Here is a 15,592-nt window from a genome sequence, read left to right as displayed (position 1 = left end):
AAGGCATGGCACCGACGACGGCAGTGGAGGTCGACCCGCTCGCACTCGAGCAGCAGGTGTGCTTCGCGCTGGCCGTGACGAACCGCGCGGTGCTGTCGGTGTACCGGCCGCTGCTCGAGCCGCTGGGCCTGACGCATCCGCAGTACCTGGTGATGCTGGCGCTCTGGGACCACCGGAAGGCCGACGCCGAGGGCGCACTGTCGGTGAAGCAGATCGCCGCGGCGCTGCAACTCGACTCCGCGACGCTGTCGCCGATGCTGAAGCGGCTGGAGTCGCTCGGCTTCGTGACCAGGAGCAGGAGCGCCGCCGACGAGCGCACCATCCGGGTGGAGCTGACGCGGGCCGGTGCCGAGCTGCGCGACCGTGCGCTCCAGATACCGCTTACCGTCGTGTCCAAGCTGGGCGTCGATCTCGACGAGTTGATCGAGCTGCGCCGGGCACTCACACGCATCAACACCGCCGCGCTCGCCGCAGGCGCACTCGACAGCTGACACCACCGACCCGACAGGAGTCACCATGGCCGACGACAAGCCGACCGCCCTGCAGTACATCGCCTACTCCTACGGTCGCAGGCTGCCACCGTCCATGAGCCGCTGGGTGGCCGAGGACCTCGCAGGTCAGGGCGCGGTGCGCAGGCACGTCATCCGGATGGCGATCCCGCCGCTGCTGGTGCTCGGCCCGCTGTGGCTGATCCCCGCGTCGTTCTACGTGCACCTGGAGATGACGGCGCCGATCTACGTGTGGGCGGTGCTCATGGCGGTGGCGCTCAACAAGGTGTGGCGTAGGCACCGGCTAAGCCAGCACGGCCTCGACCCGAACCTGGTCGACGTGATCAAGCGCAAGCGGGACGCCCACATCCACGAGGACTACGCCCGCCGCTTCGGCGCACGGCCCGACGAGGCCAAGTGGCAGCAGAACAGCAGCCCGTTCTAGCCGTGATCCATCGTGCGCCGGGCTACCAGGTGTCCACGTAACGCCGCCTGCCGTCCTCTTTCCCCGTCGGCGCCGCCGCGAGCGTGTTCGCGATCAGGGCGCGGGTGTCGGCCGGATCGATGACGTCGTCGATCTCGAACATCGCCGCCGCGTTGATCGCCTTGGCGTTCTCCTGGGCTGCCGCCGTCGCCTGCCGGACCACCTCCTCGCGCGCCGCGTCGTCGGCGATGGCCTCGAGTTCCTTCCGCATGCCAAGGCGCACGGCACCTTCGAGGCCCATCGGTCCGAGGTGGGCGCCGGGCCACGCGACCGTCAGCAGCGGCTCGTGCAGGCTGCCGCCCGCCATCGCCTGCGCGCCCAGGCCGTAGCCGCGGCGGAGCACCACCGCGATCAGCGGGACGGTCAGCGACGCGCCGGCCACCAGGAGCCGTGAGCCGCGCCGCACCAGCGCGTCGGCCTCGGCGGCCGGACCGACCATGTAGCCCGGGCAGTCGATCAGCGAGATCACCGGCAGGCCGAACGCCTCGCACAGCTGCAGGAACCGCGCCGCCTTGTCCGCCGCGTCGGCGGTGATCGCGCCGGCCATCACGCGGGTGTCGTTGGCGATCACGCCGACCGGCCTGCCCTCGATGCGCGCGAACGCGGTGACCATCTCGCGGGCGAACCGCTCGCGCAGGAACGTGACACTGCCGGTGTCGGAGAGCGTTTCGATGATCGGCCGCACGTCGTAGGCGCGGCGGGCCCGCTCCGGGACGAGCGTGCGCAGCGCCGTCTGATTGGCGGCGGTGCCCGGGGGAGTGGCGCCCTGGAAGTAGCCGACGAGCGTCTTGGTGACCGCGACCGCCTCCGCCTCGTCGGCGACCACCACGTCGACGACCCCGTTGGGCGCCTGCGTGGTCATCGGGCCGACCTCGTCGGGATGGACGTCGCCGAGGCCGCCGCCGGCGATCATCGCGGGACCGCCCATGCCGATCGACGCGTCGGCCGTGGCGACGATCAGGTCCGAGCATCCGGCGATGACGGCGTTGCCCGCGAAGCAGCGGCCCTTGACGATCGCGATGCGTGGCACCAGACCCGACAGGCCGGCCCACAGTGCGAACGCCCGTACGTCGAGCGAGGAGACGACCGGGTAGTCGGTGTCGCCGGGCCGCCCGCCGCCGCCCTCGGCGAAGAAGACCGTCGGCAGCTGCATCCGCTCGATCAGCTCGAACAGCCGGTCCTTCTTCCGATGGCCGAGGACGCCCTGCGTGCCCGCCAGCACCGTGTAGTCGTAGGACAGCACGGCGCAGGCGCCGCCGTTGATGCGGGCGGTGCCGGCCACCAGGCCGTCGGCGGGAGTGCGGGCGATCAGGTCGTCGAGATCGCGACGCCCGCGCTGTGCGGCGATCGCGAATCTGCCGTACTCGACGAAGGATTCGGGGTCGACGAGGTCGGCCACGTTCTCCCGGGCGGTGCGCCCGCCCGCGGCGTGCCGGCGCTCGACGGCCTCCGGTCGGGCGTCGTCCTCGGTGAGCGCCCGCCGGTGCAGGAGGTATCGATGGTCGTCGCGGAGGGCATCGGCGGGCTCGCCGGCGTTCTGCTCGGTCATGGTGTTCGCACTGTAGTCAGAACCTCGGGATGGCCAGGCGTCGGCGGCGTTCGACGTACGGGCCGTTGAGGGCGCGTTCGTGGTGGATGCGTTGGATGCGGGCGTCGGCGCGGGTCTGGGCGCGTCGAGGCATGGGCAGCGTGACCGGCGATGCGGTGTGCTGGGCGGCCGCTCGGACGGGCCGGGGGTCGACGGGTGAGGTGGGCCGGCACAGGGCGGGGAAGAGCAGCCTGCTGCCGGGGGTGGTGATGTAGGTGGTGCCGTCGGGCCCGGTCCAGATGACCGTCCCGTCGGGCAGCTGTCGGTCCCGCCATCCGTGTGGCCCTCCCCAGAACGTTTTCAGGAGGTGGTGTCGGCGGCAGAGTGCCTTGAGGTTGGCAGCCTGGGTGGGACCGACGGGGTAGGCGATCGTGTGGTCGAGGTCGCAGTCGGTGGCAGGGGCGTCGCAGCCGGGGAACCGGCAGGTGAGGTCGCGGCACCGGACGTAGGCCGCGAGCTTCGACGACGGGGTGTAGTGGGGTTCGGGCGGTGCATCGCCGGGGTGGACTATGCGGCGGATGGCGGCGGTGAGGGCGGCCCGGCGGGTGATGGCGCCGGGAAGGAAGGGGCCGCCGATCACCTGGCCGGGGCGGGTGGCGGCGCGTTCGCCGGGGTCGGGTTTGGTGAGCATCTCGGTCAGGGACCGGTCCCAGGGGTGCTTCTCGGCGGGCGGGCCGGCGGGCGGGTTGGCGAGGTAGGCGTCGCGTTCTCGTCGGAGCGCGATGAGATCGATGCTGGTGTCGGCGGTCTGGCCGTCGAGAGCGGCGTCCTGGGCGACCGCGGCCGGGGTCTGGTCGTCGAGGGTGTCGTCGTTGACCACCACGTACACCATGGTGGACGACGCGCCGGTGGTCGCGGGTTCGGCGGTGCAGTCGTCCTGTCCGCAGAGGCAGGGCAGGTGGTCGGCGCCGACGAGGAGTGCGCCGACGGCGTCGGCGCGGCGCTGGTCCTTGGTCCGCGGGTCACCCGGGCAGGTGGTGGCGGCGAGTTGGTCGAGGCGGGTGTCGAAGGTGGCGGCGTCGGTGGCGAGCAGCTCGCCGAGCAGGGTGGCGGTTCCGTTGCCGTGGATGTCGACGTCGACGTAGCGGGAGCGGGCGGCCACCTGGCTGCGGAGTACGGCGTGGGGGTCGTGTGTCTCGACGACGGCGTCGATGGCGGTGGTGATCTTCTTCTTCGACATGGGCGGCCACTCGCGCAGGGCGGTGGCGAGGTCGGCGTCGACGGCGGCGAGTGCGTCGGGGTCGAGGATGGTGAAGGTGCGGTAGGCGATGGTGGACACGATCGCCAGGGTCACCGACCCGTCGGCGAAGACCTCGCCGACCTTGGGAAGTCGACTGCGGATGGCGTGGGCGATCAACAGCTGGGCGGCGGCCGCGTCGGCGGTGGTGTTCTGGGCGGCGCCGATCTCGGCGGAGACGGCAGCCCAGTTGTCGAGGTACCACTGCTCGCGGTTGTCGGAGTCGGCGGCGGCGCGGCGCGCTTCGAGGAGATCGGCCATGGCGGCGAGGCGTCGGGCAGCGGCAGCGTTCTCGACGCGGGCCCACGCGGCGACGGCGCCACCACCGGTGCGGTGGTGGTGGGTGTCGGCGACCAGTGAGTCGAACATGCATTCGAATCTAGGTGTCGCACGGCCTCGGCGCAGGAGCCGAACGCCGATCTGTGGATGAATCCGCGTCTGGGGATGAATCGGTTGTCGGGCAACGTCTTTGTCGGACCCCGGTGGTAGGGCGCGCGGGGTTTGTCGCGAGTTGTCGCTCAGAGGCGGGCACGCGAAACGCCCGTCGGACGCGCGCCTCGGTACCCTCGAAGAAATGTCAGAGATTCCCGCGGACACCCCCGCCGCCGAGGTCGACGCGGCAACCGACGCACGGCGCCCCGCACGGTGGCGGCGTCTCGCCCTGGTCGCCACGATCCTGGGGCTCCTCTTCGGCGTCCCGTGGTTGACGGTCGTTGCGGCAGGACCGAACTGGCCCACCCTCGGCGTCGTCATCGGCACGGTGGCGTTCGTGGCCGCGCTCGTCGCGCTGCCCCTGTCGATGTGGCTGGGCCACGGCCGCAACCACTCCGACCGCGCCGCGGTCACCGGTGACGCCCTGCTCGGCGCGGCCTGGGTGCTGTTCGTTTGGTCGGTGCTGTCGCTGCTACTGCGGCTGGCGCTGTACGTCGCCGGAGTCGAGGATCCGGCGCGGTCGCGCATCGTCGCGATCGCGGTGCTGGTCACCGCCGCCACCCTGCTGGCCTGGGGTCACTTCGAGGCCATGCGCGTGCCCCGCATCAAGCGGGTCGACGTCGCGATCCGGAACCTGGGCCGCGGACTCGACGGCGTGACGGTCGCCATGATCACCGACACGCACTACGGGCCCATCGACCGCGCGGGCTGGTCGGCCCGAACGATCAACCGGGTCAACGAGATCGACGCCGACGTCGTCTGTCACGTCGGCGACATCGCCGACGGCACGGTCCGGGTACGCGAGGCCCAGGCCGCCCCGCTCGCGACCGTCAAGGCCCACCTCGCCCGCGTCTACGTGACCGGCAATCACGAATACTTCAGCGAAGCGCAGGGCTGGCTCGACTACATGACCCAGATCGGCTGGGACGCCCTGCACAACCGGCACATCGTCATCGAACGCGACGGAGCCCGCATGGTGATCGCGGGCGTCGACGACGCCACGGCAAAGGCGTCGGGGTTGCGCGGGCACGGCGCGAATCTCGCGGCGGCACTGCGCGATGCGGACCGCACCCTTCCCGTCCTCCTGCTCGCGCACCAGCCCAAGCAGATCCCGCAGGCCGTCGCAGCGAACGTCGACCTGCAGATCTCCGGTCACACGCACGGCGGACAGATCTGGCCGTTCAACTTCCTGGTGCGGCTCGACCAGCCGGTGGTCCATGGCCTCAGCAGGCACGGCGACCGCACGCAGCTGTACACCAGCCGAGGAACCGGATTCTGGGGTCCGCCGTTCCGGGTGTTCGCGCCGAGTGAGATCACGGTGCTGACGTTGCGCGCCGAATCGCACTCCGACTGACGTTTTGGGCCTCGATCGTCGGGTAGCCGCCGGGCCAACCCAACGATCGGAGAGGCCCGTGAACGTACTGGAAACCGCCAAGGCTCAGGTCAAGCAGCTCGTCGAGAAGGTGACCGAACGACCGGCGTCGACGACGCAGGCCGTCACGATCGGCGCATCGCGCGACGACGTCACCGCCCTGCTGCACGACGCCGAACGCCTCTCCCGGGTGTTCGGCGACATCGCCGAGGTGCAGTCGACCGGACCCGATCGGATGCGGTGGACCTTCGTCCACGACGGCGACGACCAGGGTCCTGCGTGGGACTGCATCGTGTCGGCCGACGGGGACGCCGTCCGCTACGTCGACGTCCGGGCCGACAGCAGCTCGAACATCGTCGTCGAACTGCGCGACGCGCCGGGCGGCCGTGGCACCGAGGTGATCGCGCGGGTCAGCACGCCCGCGCCCGGGATGCTCACCGGCCTGCTGCTGTACAAGGCGCTCTATCGAGCGCGCGCACTCCTCCAGACCGGAGAAGTGCCCACCCTGCAACGCAATCCGAGCGCACGCGACTCGGCACGGTAGAGAGAGGACACGACATGAGGGCACTCGTATGGAACGGCGTCAACGACCTCGCCGTGGAGACCGTCGACAATCCTAAGATCCTGAACCCCCACGACGTCATCGTGGCCGTCACCCTGACCACCACGTGCGGATCGGACCTGCACTTCATCGACGGGTACCTCCCCGGCATGCGCGAGGGCGACGTCTTCGGGCACGAGTTCATGGGCGTCGTCGCCGACGTCGGCAGTGAGGTGACCGACACGAAGGTCGGCGACCGCGTCGTCGTCCCGTCCTTCATCGCCTGCAACCACTGCTGGTACTGCGACCACGACATGTACTCGCTGTGCGACACCACCAACCCGAACGCCGATCTGCAGCAGACGGTCCTGGGCGCGCCGACCGGCGGCATCTACGGCTACACGCACCCGTTCGGCGGCTACGCCGGCTCGCACGCGCAGTACGTCCGCGTCCCGTTCGGCGACGCCAACTGCTTCACCGTCCCCGACTACGTCACCGACGAGCAGGCACTGTTCATGTCGGACGCCGTGCCCACCGGATACATGGGCGCCGACTTCTGCGACATCTCCGCCGGCGACGTCGTCGCGGTGTGGGGCGCCGGTGGCGTCGGACTCATGGCGGCCCGCAGCGCGCTGCTCAACGGCGCCGAACGCGTGATCTCGATCGACCGCGTCCCCGAGCGGCTGGCCCTGGCGAAGAAGCTGGGCGCCGAGACCATCGACTACGCCACCACCGACAGCGTGCAGGACGCCCTGCGCGAGGCCACCGGTGGCCGCGGCCCGGACTCGGTGATCGACGCCGTCGGCATGGAGGGCCACAGCTTCGGCGTGCAGGAGGCCTACGACCGGGCAAAGCAACTGCTGCGGCTCGAGACCGACCGCGCCAGCAGCCTGCGCGAGGCGATCCTCGCGTGCCGCAAGGGCGGCGTGGTGTCGGTGCTCGGCGTGTACGGGGTCACCGACAAGTTCCCGATGGGCGTCGTGCTCAACAAGGGACTGACCATCCGGTCGGCGCAGCAGCACGGCCAGCGCTACGTGCCGCAGTTCTTCGACTACGTGCAGCAGGGCGACCTCGACCCGTCGATCCTCATCACCCACGACGTCTCGCTCGAGGAGGGCGTGCGCGCCTACGACATGTTCAAGAACAAGACCGACGGGTGCATCAGGGTCGCGATCCGGCCCTGACCGGGGCCCGCGCGGCCGCTCCGACCAACCGCCCGGTTTGGAGTTCGGCCGCGCTGGCTATCGTGTGGGCATGGCCGTCACCGAGACCCGCGAACTCACCATCGAAGCAACGCCCGAGCAAATCATGGACGTGCTGACGGATCTCGAGTCGCTGACCGAGTGGTCGTCGTCGCACCAGGAGATCGAGATCCTCGAGCGCGACGAGCAGGGCCGGCCCAAGCGGTCACGCCAGGTGGTGAAGATCGTCGGGATCAACGACGAGCAGGTGCTCGACTACACCGTGCACGACGACGGCGTCAGCTGGACGCTCGTCAGCTCGAAGCAGCAGCGCGCGCAGGACGCCCGTTACACGCTGACGCCGGACGGGGACCACACCAAGGTTCGGTTCGAACTGACCGTCGACCCCACGGTGCCCATCCCCGGCTTCCTGGTGAAGCGCGGCGCGAAGAGCCTGATGGACACCGCGACCAAGGGACTCCGCGACCGGGTCCTCAAGGTCACCAAGAGCTGACGGCAGCCCCCGTCACCCACCGAGCACCACACACGATGAAGAGGTTTTGACCATGCAACTGGCGCTGAGCGAAGAAGACGCCGCGTTTCGCGAAGAACTGCGGACGTTCTACACCACCGAGATCCCCGCCGATCTGCGCGAGCGCATCCAGTCGGGCCACGGGAACTTCCCCGAGGACATGGTCACCACGCAGCGCATCCTCAACGCCAAGGGCCTGGCGGTGCCGAACTGGCCCGTCGAGTGGGGCGGTAAGGACTGGTCGCCGCTGCGCCAACAGATCTGGCTCGACGAGATGCAGCTGGCGGGCGTGCCGGAGCCGCTGGCGTTCAACACCAAGATGGTGGGCCCGGTGATCGCCCAGTTCGGTTCCCAGGAACTCAAGGAGCGCTTCCTGCCCCCGACGGCCAACCTCGACATGTGGTGGTGCCAGGGCTTCTCCGAGCCCGAGGCGGGCTCCGACCTCGCGTCGCTGCGCACGACCGCGGTCCGCGACGGCGACTCGTACATCGTGAACGGGCAGAAGACGTGGACCACGCTCGGCCAGCACGCCGACTGGATCTTCTTCCTCGCCCGCACCAACCCCGACGCCCCGAAGCGACAGGCAGGCATCTCGTTCCTGCTCGCCGAGATGTCAACGCCCGGAATCACATTGCGCCCGATCAAGCTGATCGACGGCGGCTACGAGGTCAACGAGGTCTTCTTCGAGGACGTCCGGGTGCCCGCCGACCAGCTCGTCGGCGAGGAGAACCAGGGCTGGACGTACGCCAAGTTCCTGCTCGGCAACGAGCGGTCCGGCATCGCCCGGATCGGCCTGACCAAGCTGTGGCTCTCCCAGGTCAAGGAACGCGCCGCGCAGATCAAGGTCGACGGCGGCACGCTGCTCGACGACCCGCTGTTCGCCGCCCGCGTCGCCGAAGTCGAGAACGGCGTGCTCGCACTCGAACTCACGCAGCTGCGGGTCAGCGGCTCGGACGCCGACGGCAAGCCCAACCCGGCGTCGTCGATCCTCAAGCTCCGCGGCAGCCAGCTGCAGCAGGCCGCCACCGAACTGCTCGTCGAGGTGGCCGGGCCGGATGCCGTGGCATTCGGCGAGGCCGACGGCGTCGACGTCCCCGCATGGGCGCAGGACGCCGCACCGCGTTACCTCAACTACCGCAAGACGTCGATCTACGGCGGCACCAACGAGGTGCAGCGCACGATCATCGCGTCCACGATTCTGGGATTGTGAGCCACCCGTGAACTTCGATCTGACCGAAGAACAGCAGCTCCTGCGCGACGTCACGCGCGACGTGCTGGCCCGCAGCTACGACGTCACCAAGCTCAACGAGGTGGCCGAGGGCGACCTCGGCTGGCGCCGCGAGGTCTGGGACCAGCTCGCCGAGGTCGGCCTCCTCGGCCTCGGATTCGACCCCGAGGAAGCCGGTGCGATCGAGCACATGGTGATCCTGACCGAGGCCGGCAAGCGCCTGTCGCCGGAACCCATCGCCGACGCCGCGCTGATCCCCGGCGGCCTGATCGCCGAACTGGGCAGCGACGAGCAGAAGGCCATCCTCGACGACGTCGCAGCCGGTCAGGTCCTGCTCGCGTTCGCGCACGGCGAGCCCGGTGTGCGTGCGGTGTCCACCGGCACGCAGACCACCGCGACCCAGGACGGCGACGCGTGGACCGTCACCGGCCGCAAGCGCCCCGTGTCCGCGGGCGACTCCGCCGACAAGGTCATCGTCAGCGCCACCCTGCCCGACGGCGGGGTGGGGCTCTTCCTGGTCGACGGCGCCGCGGCGGGCAAGCACCCGTACCGCACGTTCGACGGCAGGCGCGGCGCGCAACTCGACTTCGACGCAGCGCCGGCCGAGCCGCTCGGAGCCGGCGGGGACGCGTCCGAGCACGTTCGGCGCACCCTGGTCCGGCAGCAGTCGGCGCTGTGCGCCGAGGCCATCGGCGCGATGGAGGAGGCCCTGCGGCTCACCACCGAGTACCTCACCAGCCGCAAGCAGTTCGGCGTGCCGCTGAGCAAGTTCCAGACGCTGACGCAGCGCGCTGCGGACATGTACGTGTCGCTGGAGCTGGCGCGCAGCATGAACTTCTACGCCGCGATGTCGATCGCCGACGGCACGTTCGACCCGGTGATCGCGGCCAGGGCGAAGCTGCAGGTCGGCCGCTCGGGACGCCACATCGCGCAGGAGGCCATCCAGCTGCACGGTGGCATCGGCATCACCGCGGAGTACCCGGTGGGCCACTTCGCGGCGCGGCTGACCGCGATCGACAACACCCTCGGCACGGCCGACGACCAACTGCGGGTGCTCAGCGCCCAGGTCGGCGACTACGCGATCGTCACCCTGTAACGGGGTCGGGCCGCGGTTCCACGCTGTGGATCGCGGCCCGGATCGACCGCTGCAGCGTGCTGTCGGCGACGAAGAGCATCTCGTCGCCGGCCACGAACACGTCGTCGGGCCGGGGCATCATGACCTCGCCGCCGCGCAGCAGCGTCACGAGGGCGGAGCCGGCGGGCAGCTCCAGGTCCGAGACCCGTTGACCGACCAGCGGATTGTCGTGCGGCAGCGTCAACTTCGCGAGATCGGCGCGCCCCTCGCGCAGGCCCATCAGCCGTACCAGATGGCCGACGTCGATGGCGCCCTCGATGCCGGCGACCAGGGCGCCCGGCGTCGACACGGCGACGTCGATGCCCCACTCCCTGCTGAACAGCCACTCGTTGCGCACCTCGTTGATCCGGGCCACCACGCGGGGCACGCCGAACTCGGTCTTGGCCAGCAGGCCGACCACGAGGTTCGACTTGTCGTCACCGGTCGCGGCGATCAGCACGTCGCACGTCTGGGCGCCGGCCTCCTCGAGTGCGGTCAGCTCGCACGCGTCGGCGTTGAGCCAGTCGGCGCCGGGGACGGTGGCGGGTTCGAAGCGCCGTCGCTCACGCTCGATCAGCAGCACCTTGTGCCCGTATTCGAGTAGTTCGCGCGCGACGGAGCGACCCACGTTGCCTGCCCCGGCGATGCCCACTCGCATGCCGACCCGGGCCGTCCGTTGCGCCACCCTGCCATCTTGGCTCATCACGGCGGGGCATGCCCTGAAATACTGACCGCGATGACACTGCAGCAGCTCTACCTGGCGCTCCTGATCGGCGGCTTGGTGCTGCTGGCCAGCATCGTCGGGACGCGTGTCGCGACCCGGATCGGCTTCCCCAGCCTGCTGTTCTTCCTGCTCGTCGGCGTCGTGCTCGGCGAGGACTTCCTCGGCGTCGACTTCGACGACGTCGAACTCGCGCGCAACGTCTGCACGGCCGCGCTGGCGGTGATCCTCGTCGAGGGCGGTCTGACCACGAAGTTCGCCGACATCCGCAAGGTGCTCGCGCCGGCGGGGGCGCTCGCGACCATCGGCGTGCTGGTCAGCACGATGGTGACCGCGGTCGCCGCGCACCTGCTGCTGGGGTTGACCTGGCAGCTGTCGCTGCTCGTCGGCGCGATCGTCTCGTCGACCGACGCCGCGGCGGTCTTCTCGGTGCTGCGGGTGCTGCCGCTGCCACGTCGCGTCGCCGGCCTGCTCGAGGCGGAGTCCGGCTTCAACGACGCGCCCGCGGTGATCCTGGTGCTCACGTTCAGCGTGGTGCCGTTCTTCGTCGAACCCGAACACGCCGTGACCGAGATGGTCTACGAGCTGGCCGTCGGTTCGGCGTTCGGACTCGGCGTCGGATTCCTCGGAGCGGCCACCCTGCGCCGGATGGCCCTGCCCGCGTCGGGGCTCTACCCGATCGCAACGTTCGGTCTGGGCTTAGTCGCCTTCGCCGCGGCGGGCAGCGTGCACGCCAGCGGCTTCATCGCCGCGTACCTAGCGGCGGTGGTGCTCGCGAACTCGGGTCTGCCGCACCGGTCGGCGACCCGGTCGTTCGCCGAGGGGGTGGGCTGGCTCGCGCAGATCGGGCTGTTCGTCCTGCTCGGCCTGCTGGTCGACCCCAGTGAGCTGGCGGCCGACGTCGTCCCGGCGATCATCATCGGCACGGTGCTCCTGCTCGTCGCGCGGCCGCTGTCGGTGGTGGGGTCGCTGTTCTGGTTCCGCATCCCGTGGCGCGAACAGCTCTTCCTGTCCTGGGCCGGGCTGCGCGGCGCCGTGCCGATCGTGCTGGCGACGTTCCCGATCGTCGCCGGCGTGCCCGACAGCTCGCGACTGCTCAACATCGTGTTCATCCTCGTCGTGGTGTTCACGCTTGTGCAGGGCCCGAGCCTGCGGCCCATCGCGCGGGCCCTGGGCCTGATCACCCGCGAGTCGACTCGCGAGATCCAGGTGGAGGCGGCACCGCTGGACGTGCTCGACGCCGAGCTGCTGACCATGACCGTGCAACCGCAGTCCCGCCTGCACAGCGTCACGATCCTCGAACTCCGGCTGCCCGACCCCGCGGTCATCACGCTGATCATTCGCGACGGCCACACCTTCGTCCCGCTGCCCGACACCCGCATCGAGGCGGGCGACGAACTGCTGATCGTCACCACCAGCAAGACCCGCGCCGCGGCCGAGTCCCGGCTGCGCGCGGTCAGCCGGCGCGGCAAGCTCGCGTACTGGTTCGACGAGTACGGGCTGCCGGACTGAGTCCGGGCGGGCCGGAATGGGTTCGGGCGAGGAAATTGGGTGGGTAATGGGTATGGAAGCCAACATGCTGGGTCTCCCCGACGACGTCCGCGCGTGCCTGTTCGACCTGGACGGCGTCCTCACCGACACCGCCAGCGTGCACCGGAAGGCCTGGAAGGCCATGTTCGACGACTTCCTGAAGGCCCGCGCCGAGCGCGAGGGTGAGCCGTTCCGCGAGTTCGACGTCGACGCCGACTATGGGCTGTACGTGGACGGCAAGCGCCGGGAGGACGGGGTGCGGGCCTTCCTCGCCAGCCGCGACGTCACGCTGCCGGAGGGGACGCCCGACGACGGCCCGGACGCCGAGACGGTCAGTGGTCTGGGCAACCGCAAGAACGCGCTCTTTCAGAAGGTCCTCGAGACCGACGGCGTCACCGTCTTCGAGGGGTCGCGCCGCTATCTGGCGGCCGCGCACGAGGCGGGCCTGCGGATCGCCGTGGTGTCGTCGAGCGCCAACACCGCGGAGGTCCTGCGGATCACCGGATTGGAGAAGTACGTGGCACAACGCGTCGACGCCATCACGATGCGCGACGAGGACATCCCCGGCAAGCCCGCGCCGGACTCGTTCCTGCGCGGCGCCGAACTCCTCGACACCAGGCCCGACCAGTCGGCGGTCTTCGAGGACGCGATCGCGGGCGTGCAGGCCGGTCACGCCGGACACTTCGCGATCGTGGTGGGCGTGAACCGGGTGGGTCACGCCGACGCGCTGAAGAGCAACGGCGCCGACGTGGTGGTCGACGACCTCGCCGACCTGATGCCGGCCACCTCGTGATCGATACGGGCACGTATCCCGCCGAACCGTGGCACGTGCGTGAGACCAGCCTCGACCTCGACACGATCGCGCAGTCGGAGTCGGTCTTCGCGCTGTCCAACGGACACGTCGGATTGCGCGGCAACCTCGACGAGGGCGAGCCGCACGGACTGCCCGGGACGTACCTGAACTCGTTCTACGAGTCCCGGCCGCTGCCGTATGCGGAGTCCGGCTTCGGCTACCCGGAGGACGGCCAGTCGCTGATCGACGTCACCAACGGCAAGATCCTGCGCCTGCTGGTCGACGACGAGCCGTTCGACGTCCGCTACGGCGACCTGGTCGAACACGAACGCGTCCTCGACCTGCGGGCCGGAACGCTGTCGCGGCGCGCGCGGTGGCGGTCGCCCGCGGGCAAGCAGGTGCTGATCACCTCGACCCGGCTGGTGTCGCTGACCCAGCGCAGCGTCGTCGCGATCGAGTACACCGTGGAGGCGGTCGACGAGTTCACCCGCGTGACGGTGCAATCCGAACTCGTCGCCAACGAGGACCAGCCGGAGCAGTCCGACGATCCGCGCGTGTCGGCGGTGCTGCGCAGCCCGCTGGAGTCGGTGGCGTCCGAGGTCGCCGACCAGGGTGCGCTGCTGATGCACCGGACCAAGTCGAGCGAGTTGATGATGGCCGCGGCGATGGACCACCTGGTCGAGGTGCCCGGCCGGGTCGAGGTGGACACCGACGCCGGCGAGGACTGGGCGCGGACCACCGTGATCTGCGGCCTGCGACCCGGCCAGAAGCTGCGGATCGTCAAGTACGTCGCCTACGGCTGGTCGAGCCTGCGGTCGCGGCCCGCGCTGAAGGACCAGGTGTCGGCGGCGATCGCGGGCGCCCGCTACACCGGGTGGGACGGCCTGGTGGAGGCGCAGCGCTCCTACCTGGACGACTTCTGGGACGCCGCCGACGTCGAGATCGAGGGCGACCCCGTCTCCCAGCAGGCGGTGCGGTTCGGCATCTTCCACGTGCTGCAGGCCAGCGCCCGCGCCGAACGCCGCGCGATCGCCGGCAAGGGACTGACGGGGACCGGCTACGACGGGCACGCCTTCTGGGACACCGAGGGATACGTCCTGCCGCTGCTGACCTACACCGTTCCGGAGGCCGCATCGGACGCCCTGCGTTGGCGGGCAACCACTTTGGACCTCGCACGCGAGCGCGCGACCGAACTCGACCTGAATGGTGCGAGCTTCCCGTGGCGAACCATCCGCGGCCAGGAGTGCTCGGCGTACTGGCCGGCGGGCACCGCGGCGTGGCACGTCAACGCCGACATCGCGATGGCATTCGACCGGTACCGCCTGGTGACCGGCGACCAGTCACTCGAGGAGGACTGCGGTCTGGAGGTGTTGATCGAGACCGCCCGGCTGTGGATGTCGCTGGGCTACTACGACCGGCACGGTGTCTGGCACCTCGCCGGGGTGACGGGACCCGACGAGTACACCGCGGTGGTGCGCGACAACGTCTTCACCAACCTGATGGCAGCCCACAACCTGCGCATCGCCGTCGACGCGTGCGGTCGCCACCCCTCGGAGGCCGGTGCGTTCGGCGTGTCGACCGAGGAGACCGCGGCATGGCGCAATGCCGCTGCGGCCGTGCACATCCCGTACGACGAGGACCTCGGCGTGCACGAGCAGTGCGACGGCTTCACGACGCTGCGGGAGTGGGACTTCCACGACAACACCGAGTACCCGCTGCTGCTGCACGAGCCCTACGTGCGGCTGTACCCGTCGCAGGTGATCAAGCAGGCCGACCTCGTGCTCGCGATGCACTGGCAGGGCCATGCGTTCACGCCGGAGCAGAAGGCGCGCAACGTCGACTACTACGAGCGGCGCACCACCAGGGACTCGTCGCTGTCGGCATGTACGCAGGCGGTGATGTGCGCCGAGGTGGGTCACCTCGAACTCGCCCACGACTACGCCAGCGAGGCTGCGCTGATCGACCTGCGCGACCTGCACGGCAACAGCCGCGACGGACTGCACATGGCGTCGCTGGCCGGCGGCTGGATCGCCTGGGTGTCCGGCTTCGGCGGGCTGCGCGACGACGAGGAAGAGCTGTCCTTCAACCCCCAGCTGCCCAGCGCCGTCAGCCATCTGCGATTCCGGTTGCGGTGGCGCAACTTCCGGATCATCGTCGACGTCGACCACGAGCAGGCCACGTACACGCTGCGCGACGGGCCGGACGGCACGCTCACCATCCAGCACGCCGGCGAGCACGTCGAGCTGACCACGCAGGCGCCCACCACGCTGCCCGTCGTGCCGCGCGAGGCGCTGCTGCCGCCGCCGCCGCAGCCACCGGGACGGGAGCCGCTGCGCCGGCACTGACACGGG

14 protein-coding genes are annotated in these 15,592 nt (G+C 70.2%); 11 read left to right on the top strand and 3 right to left on the bottom strand.

The window, feature by feature from the left end; translation table 11 throughout:
* Window positions 1-5: 5 nt before the first annotated feature.
* Both AC1MEY_RS22070 and AC1MEY_RS22065 read left to right on the top strand, forming a co-directional pair.
* Window positions 6-491 (top strand): MarR family winged helix-turn-helix transcriptional regulator, encoded by a 486-nt coding sequence (locus AC1MEY_RS22070; protein ID WP_480227516.1) that lies wholly within the window; start codon window positions 6-8, stop codon window positions 489-491.
* A gap of 25 nt (window positions 492-516) precedes the next feature.
* On the top strand, window positions 517-933 hold the full coding sequence (locus tag AC1MEY_RS22065) for a DUF5313 domain-containing protein (RefSeq protein ID WP_480227515.1): 417 nt from the start codon (window positions 517-519) through the stop codon (window positions 931-933).
* Between the two features lie 22 nt (window positions 934-955).
* Here AC1MEY_RS22065 and AC1MEY_RS22060 read toward each other — a convergent pair whose 3' ends face one another.
* Together AC1MEY_RS22060 and AC1MEY_RS22055 are read right to left on the bottom strand one after the other, a co-directional pair.
* Window positions 956-2,521, bottom strand: a complete 1,566-nt coding sequence (locus tag AC1MEY_RS22060) for an acyl-CoA carboxylase subunit beta (protein ID WP_480227514.1) — start codon at window positions 2,519-2,521, stop codon at window positions 956-958.
* Window positions 2,522-2,537: 16 nt separating this feature from the next.
* A complete protein-coding gene (locus AC1MEY_RS22055) occupies window positions 2,538-4,166 on the bottom strand; it encodes an HNH endonuclease signature motif containing protein (RefSeq protein ID WP_480227513.1) in 1,629 nt (542 codons plus the stop codon).
* A 205-nt stretch (window positions 4,167-4,371) separates the two neighbouring features.
* On the opposite strand from AC1MEY_RS22055, the gene AC1MEY_RS22050 reads away from it, so the two are divergent.
* From AC1MEY_RS22050 to AC1MEY_RS22025, 6 genes are all read left to right on the top strand, one after another.
* On the top strand, window positions 4,372-5,583 hold the full coding sequence (locus AC1MEY_RS22050; protein ID WP_480227512.1) for a metallophosphoesterase: 1,212 nt from the start codon (window positions 4,372-4,374) through the stop codon (window positions 5,581-5,583).
* A gap of 58 nt (window positions 5,584-5,641) precedes the next feature.
* Entirely contained in the window at window positions 5,642-6,145 is a 504-nt protein-coding gene (locus AC1MEY_RS22045; RefSeq protein WP_480227511.1) for a hypothetical protein, read from the top strand.
* A gap of 14 nt (window positions 6,146-6,159) precedes the next feature.
* The gene (locus AC1MEY_RS22040) at window positions 6,160-7,326 is read left to right on the top strand and encodes a zinc-dependent alcohol dehydrogenase (RefSeq protein ID WP_480227510.1); all 1,167 of its coding nucleotides are present in this window, start codon (window positions 6,160-6,162) and stop codon (window positions 7,324-7,326) included.
* 70 nt (window positions 7,327-7,396) lie between these two features.
* The gene (locus tag AC1MEY_RS22035; RefSeq protein ID WP_480227509.1) at window positions 7,397-7,837 is read left to right on the top strand and encodes an SRPBCC family protein; all 441 of its coding nucleotides are present in this window, start codon (window positions 7,397-7,399) and stop codon (window positions 7,835-7,837) included.
* A gap of 52 nt (window positions 7,838-7,889) precedes the next feature.
* Window positions 7,890-9,065: an acyl-CoA dehydrogenase family protein gene (locus tag AC1MEY_RS22030; RefSeq protein WP_480227508.1), complete on the top strand. Its 1,176-nt coding sequence runs from the start codon at window positions 7,890-7,892 to the stop codon at window positions 9,063-9,065.
* 7 nt (window positions 9,066-9,072) lie between these two features.
* Window positions 9,073-10,179 (top strand): acyl-CoA dehydrogenase family protein, encoded by a 1,107-nt coding sequence (locus AC1MEY_RS22025; protein ID WP_480227507.1) that lies wholly within the window; start codon window positions 9,073-9,075, stop codon window positions 10,177-10,179.
* Here AC1MEY_RS22025 and AC1MEY_RS22020 read toward each other — a convergent pair.
* Window positions 10,169-10,855, bottom strand: coding sequence for a potassium channel family protein (locus AC1MEY_RS22020; protein WP_480231616.1), 687 nt, complete (start codon window positions 10,853-10,855; stop codon window positions 10,169-10,171). The genes AC1MEY_RS22025 and AC1MEY_RS22020 overlap by 11 nt on opposite strands.
* A gap of 78 nt (window positions 10,856-10,933) precedes the next feature.
* Between AC1MEY_RS22020 and AC1MEY_RS22015 the strand changes: the two genes are divergently transcribed.
* From AC1MEY_RS22015 to AC1MEY_RS22005, 3 genes are all read left to right on the top strand, one after another.
* Complete coding sequence (locus AC1MEY_RS22015) at window positions 10,934-12,430, top strand: potassium/proton antiporter (RefSeq protein ID WP_480227506.1); 1,497 nt, start codon at window positions 10,934-10,936, stop codon at window positions 12,428-12,430.
* Window positions 12,431-12,494: 64 nt separating this feature from the next.
* Complete coding sequence (locus AC1MEY_RS22010; protein WP_480227505.1) at window positions 12,495-13,241, top strand: beta-phosphoglucomutase family hydrolase; 747 nt, start codon at window positions 12,495-12,497, stop codon at window positions 13,239-13,241.
* Window positions 13,238-15,586 (top strand): glycoside hydrolase family 65 protein, encoded by a 2,349-nt coding sequence (locus AC1MEY_RS22005; protein WP_480227504.1) that lies wholly within the window; start codon window positions 13,238-13,240, stop codon window positions 15,584-15,586. Before AC1MEY_RS22010 ends, AC1MEY_RS22005 begins: the two co-directional genes overlap by 4 nt.
* Window positions 15,587-15,592: the final 6 nt, after the last annotated feature.

The sequence above is a fragment of the Mycobacterium sp. PTI7 genome, assembly GCF_056679845.1.
Note: the sequence above shows the minus strand (reverse complement) of the source record. Positions and strands in the feature narration are given on the sequence as shown.

Bases quoted from the DNA above. Each gene is read 5' to 3' on its own strand.
- AC1MEY_RS22010 (WP_480227505.1), top strand. From the start codon at position 12,495: ATGCTGGGTCTCCCCGACGACGTCCGCGCGTGCCTGTTCGACCTGGAC.
- AC1MEY_RS22050 (WP_480227512.1), top strand. From the start codon at position 4,372: ATGTCAGAGATTCCCGCGGACACCCCCGCCGCCGAGGTCGACGCGGCA.
- AC1MEY_RS22030 (WP_480227508.1), top strand. From the start codon at position 7,890: ATGCAACTGGCGCTGAGCGAAGAAGACGCCGCGTTTCGCGAAGAACTG.
- AC1MEY_RS22020 (WP_480231616.1), bottom strand. From the start codon at position 10,855: ATGCGAGTGGGCATCGCCGGGGCAGGCAACGTGGGTCGCTCCGTCGCG.
- AC1MEY_RS22015 (WP_480227506.1), top strand. From the start codon at position 10,934: ATGACACTGCAGCAGCTCTACCTGGCGCTCCTGATCGGCGGCTTGGTG.
- AC1MEY_RS22035 (WP_480227509.1), top strand. From the start codon at position 7,397: ATGGCCGTCACCGAGACCCGCGAACTCACCATCGAAGCAACGCCCGAG.
- AC1MEY_RS22070 (WP_480227516.1), top strand. From the start codon at position 6: ATGGCACCGACGACGGCAGTGGAGGTCGACCCGCTCGCACTCGAGCAG.
- AC1MEY_RS22040 (WP_480227510.1), top strand. From the start codon at position 6,160: ATGAGGGCACTCGTATGGAACGGCGTCAACGACCTCGCCGTGGAGACC.
- AC1MEY_RS22060 (WP_480227514.1), bottom strand. From the start codon at position 2,521: ATGACCGAGCAGAACGCCGGCGAGCCCGCCGATGCCCTCCGCGACGAC.
- AC1MEY_RS22065 (WP_480227515.1), top strand. From the start codon at position 517: ATGGCCGACGACAAGCCGACCGCCCTGCAGTACATCGCCTACTCCTAC.
- AC1MEY_RS22055 (WP_480227513.1), bottom strand. From the start codon at position 4,166: ATGTTCGACTCACTGGTCGCCGACACCCACCACCACCGCACCGGTGGT.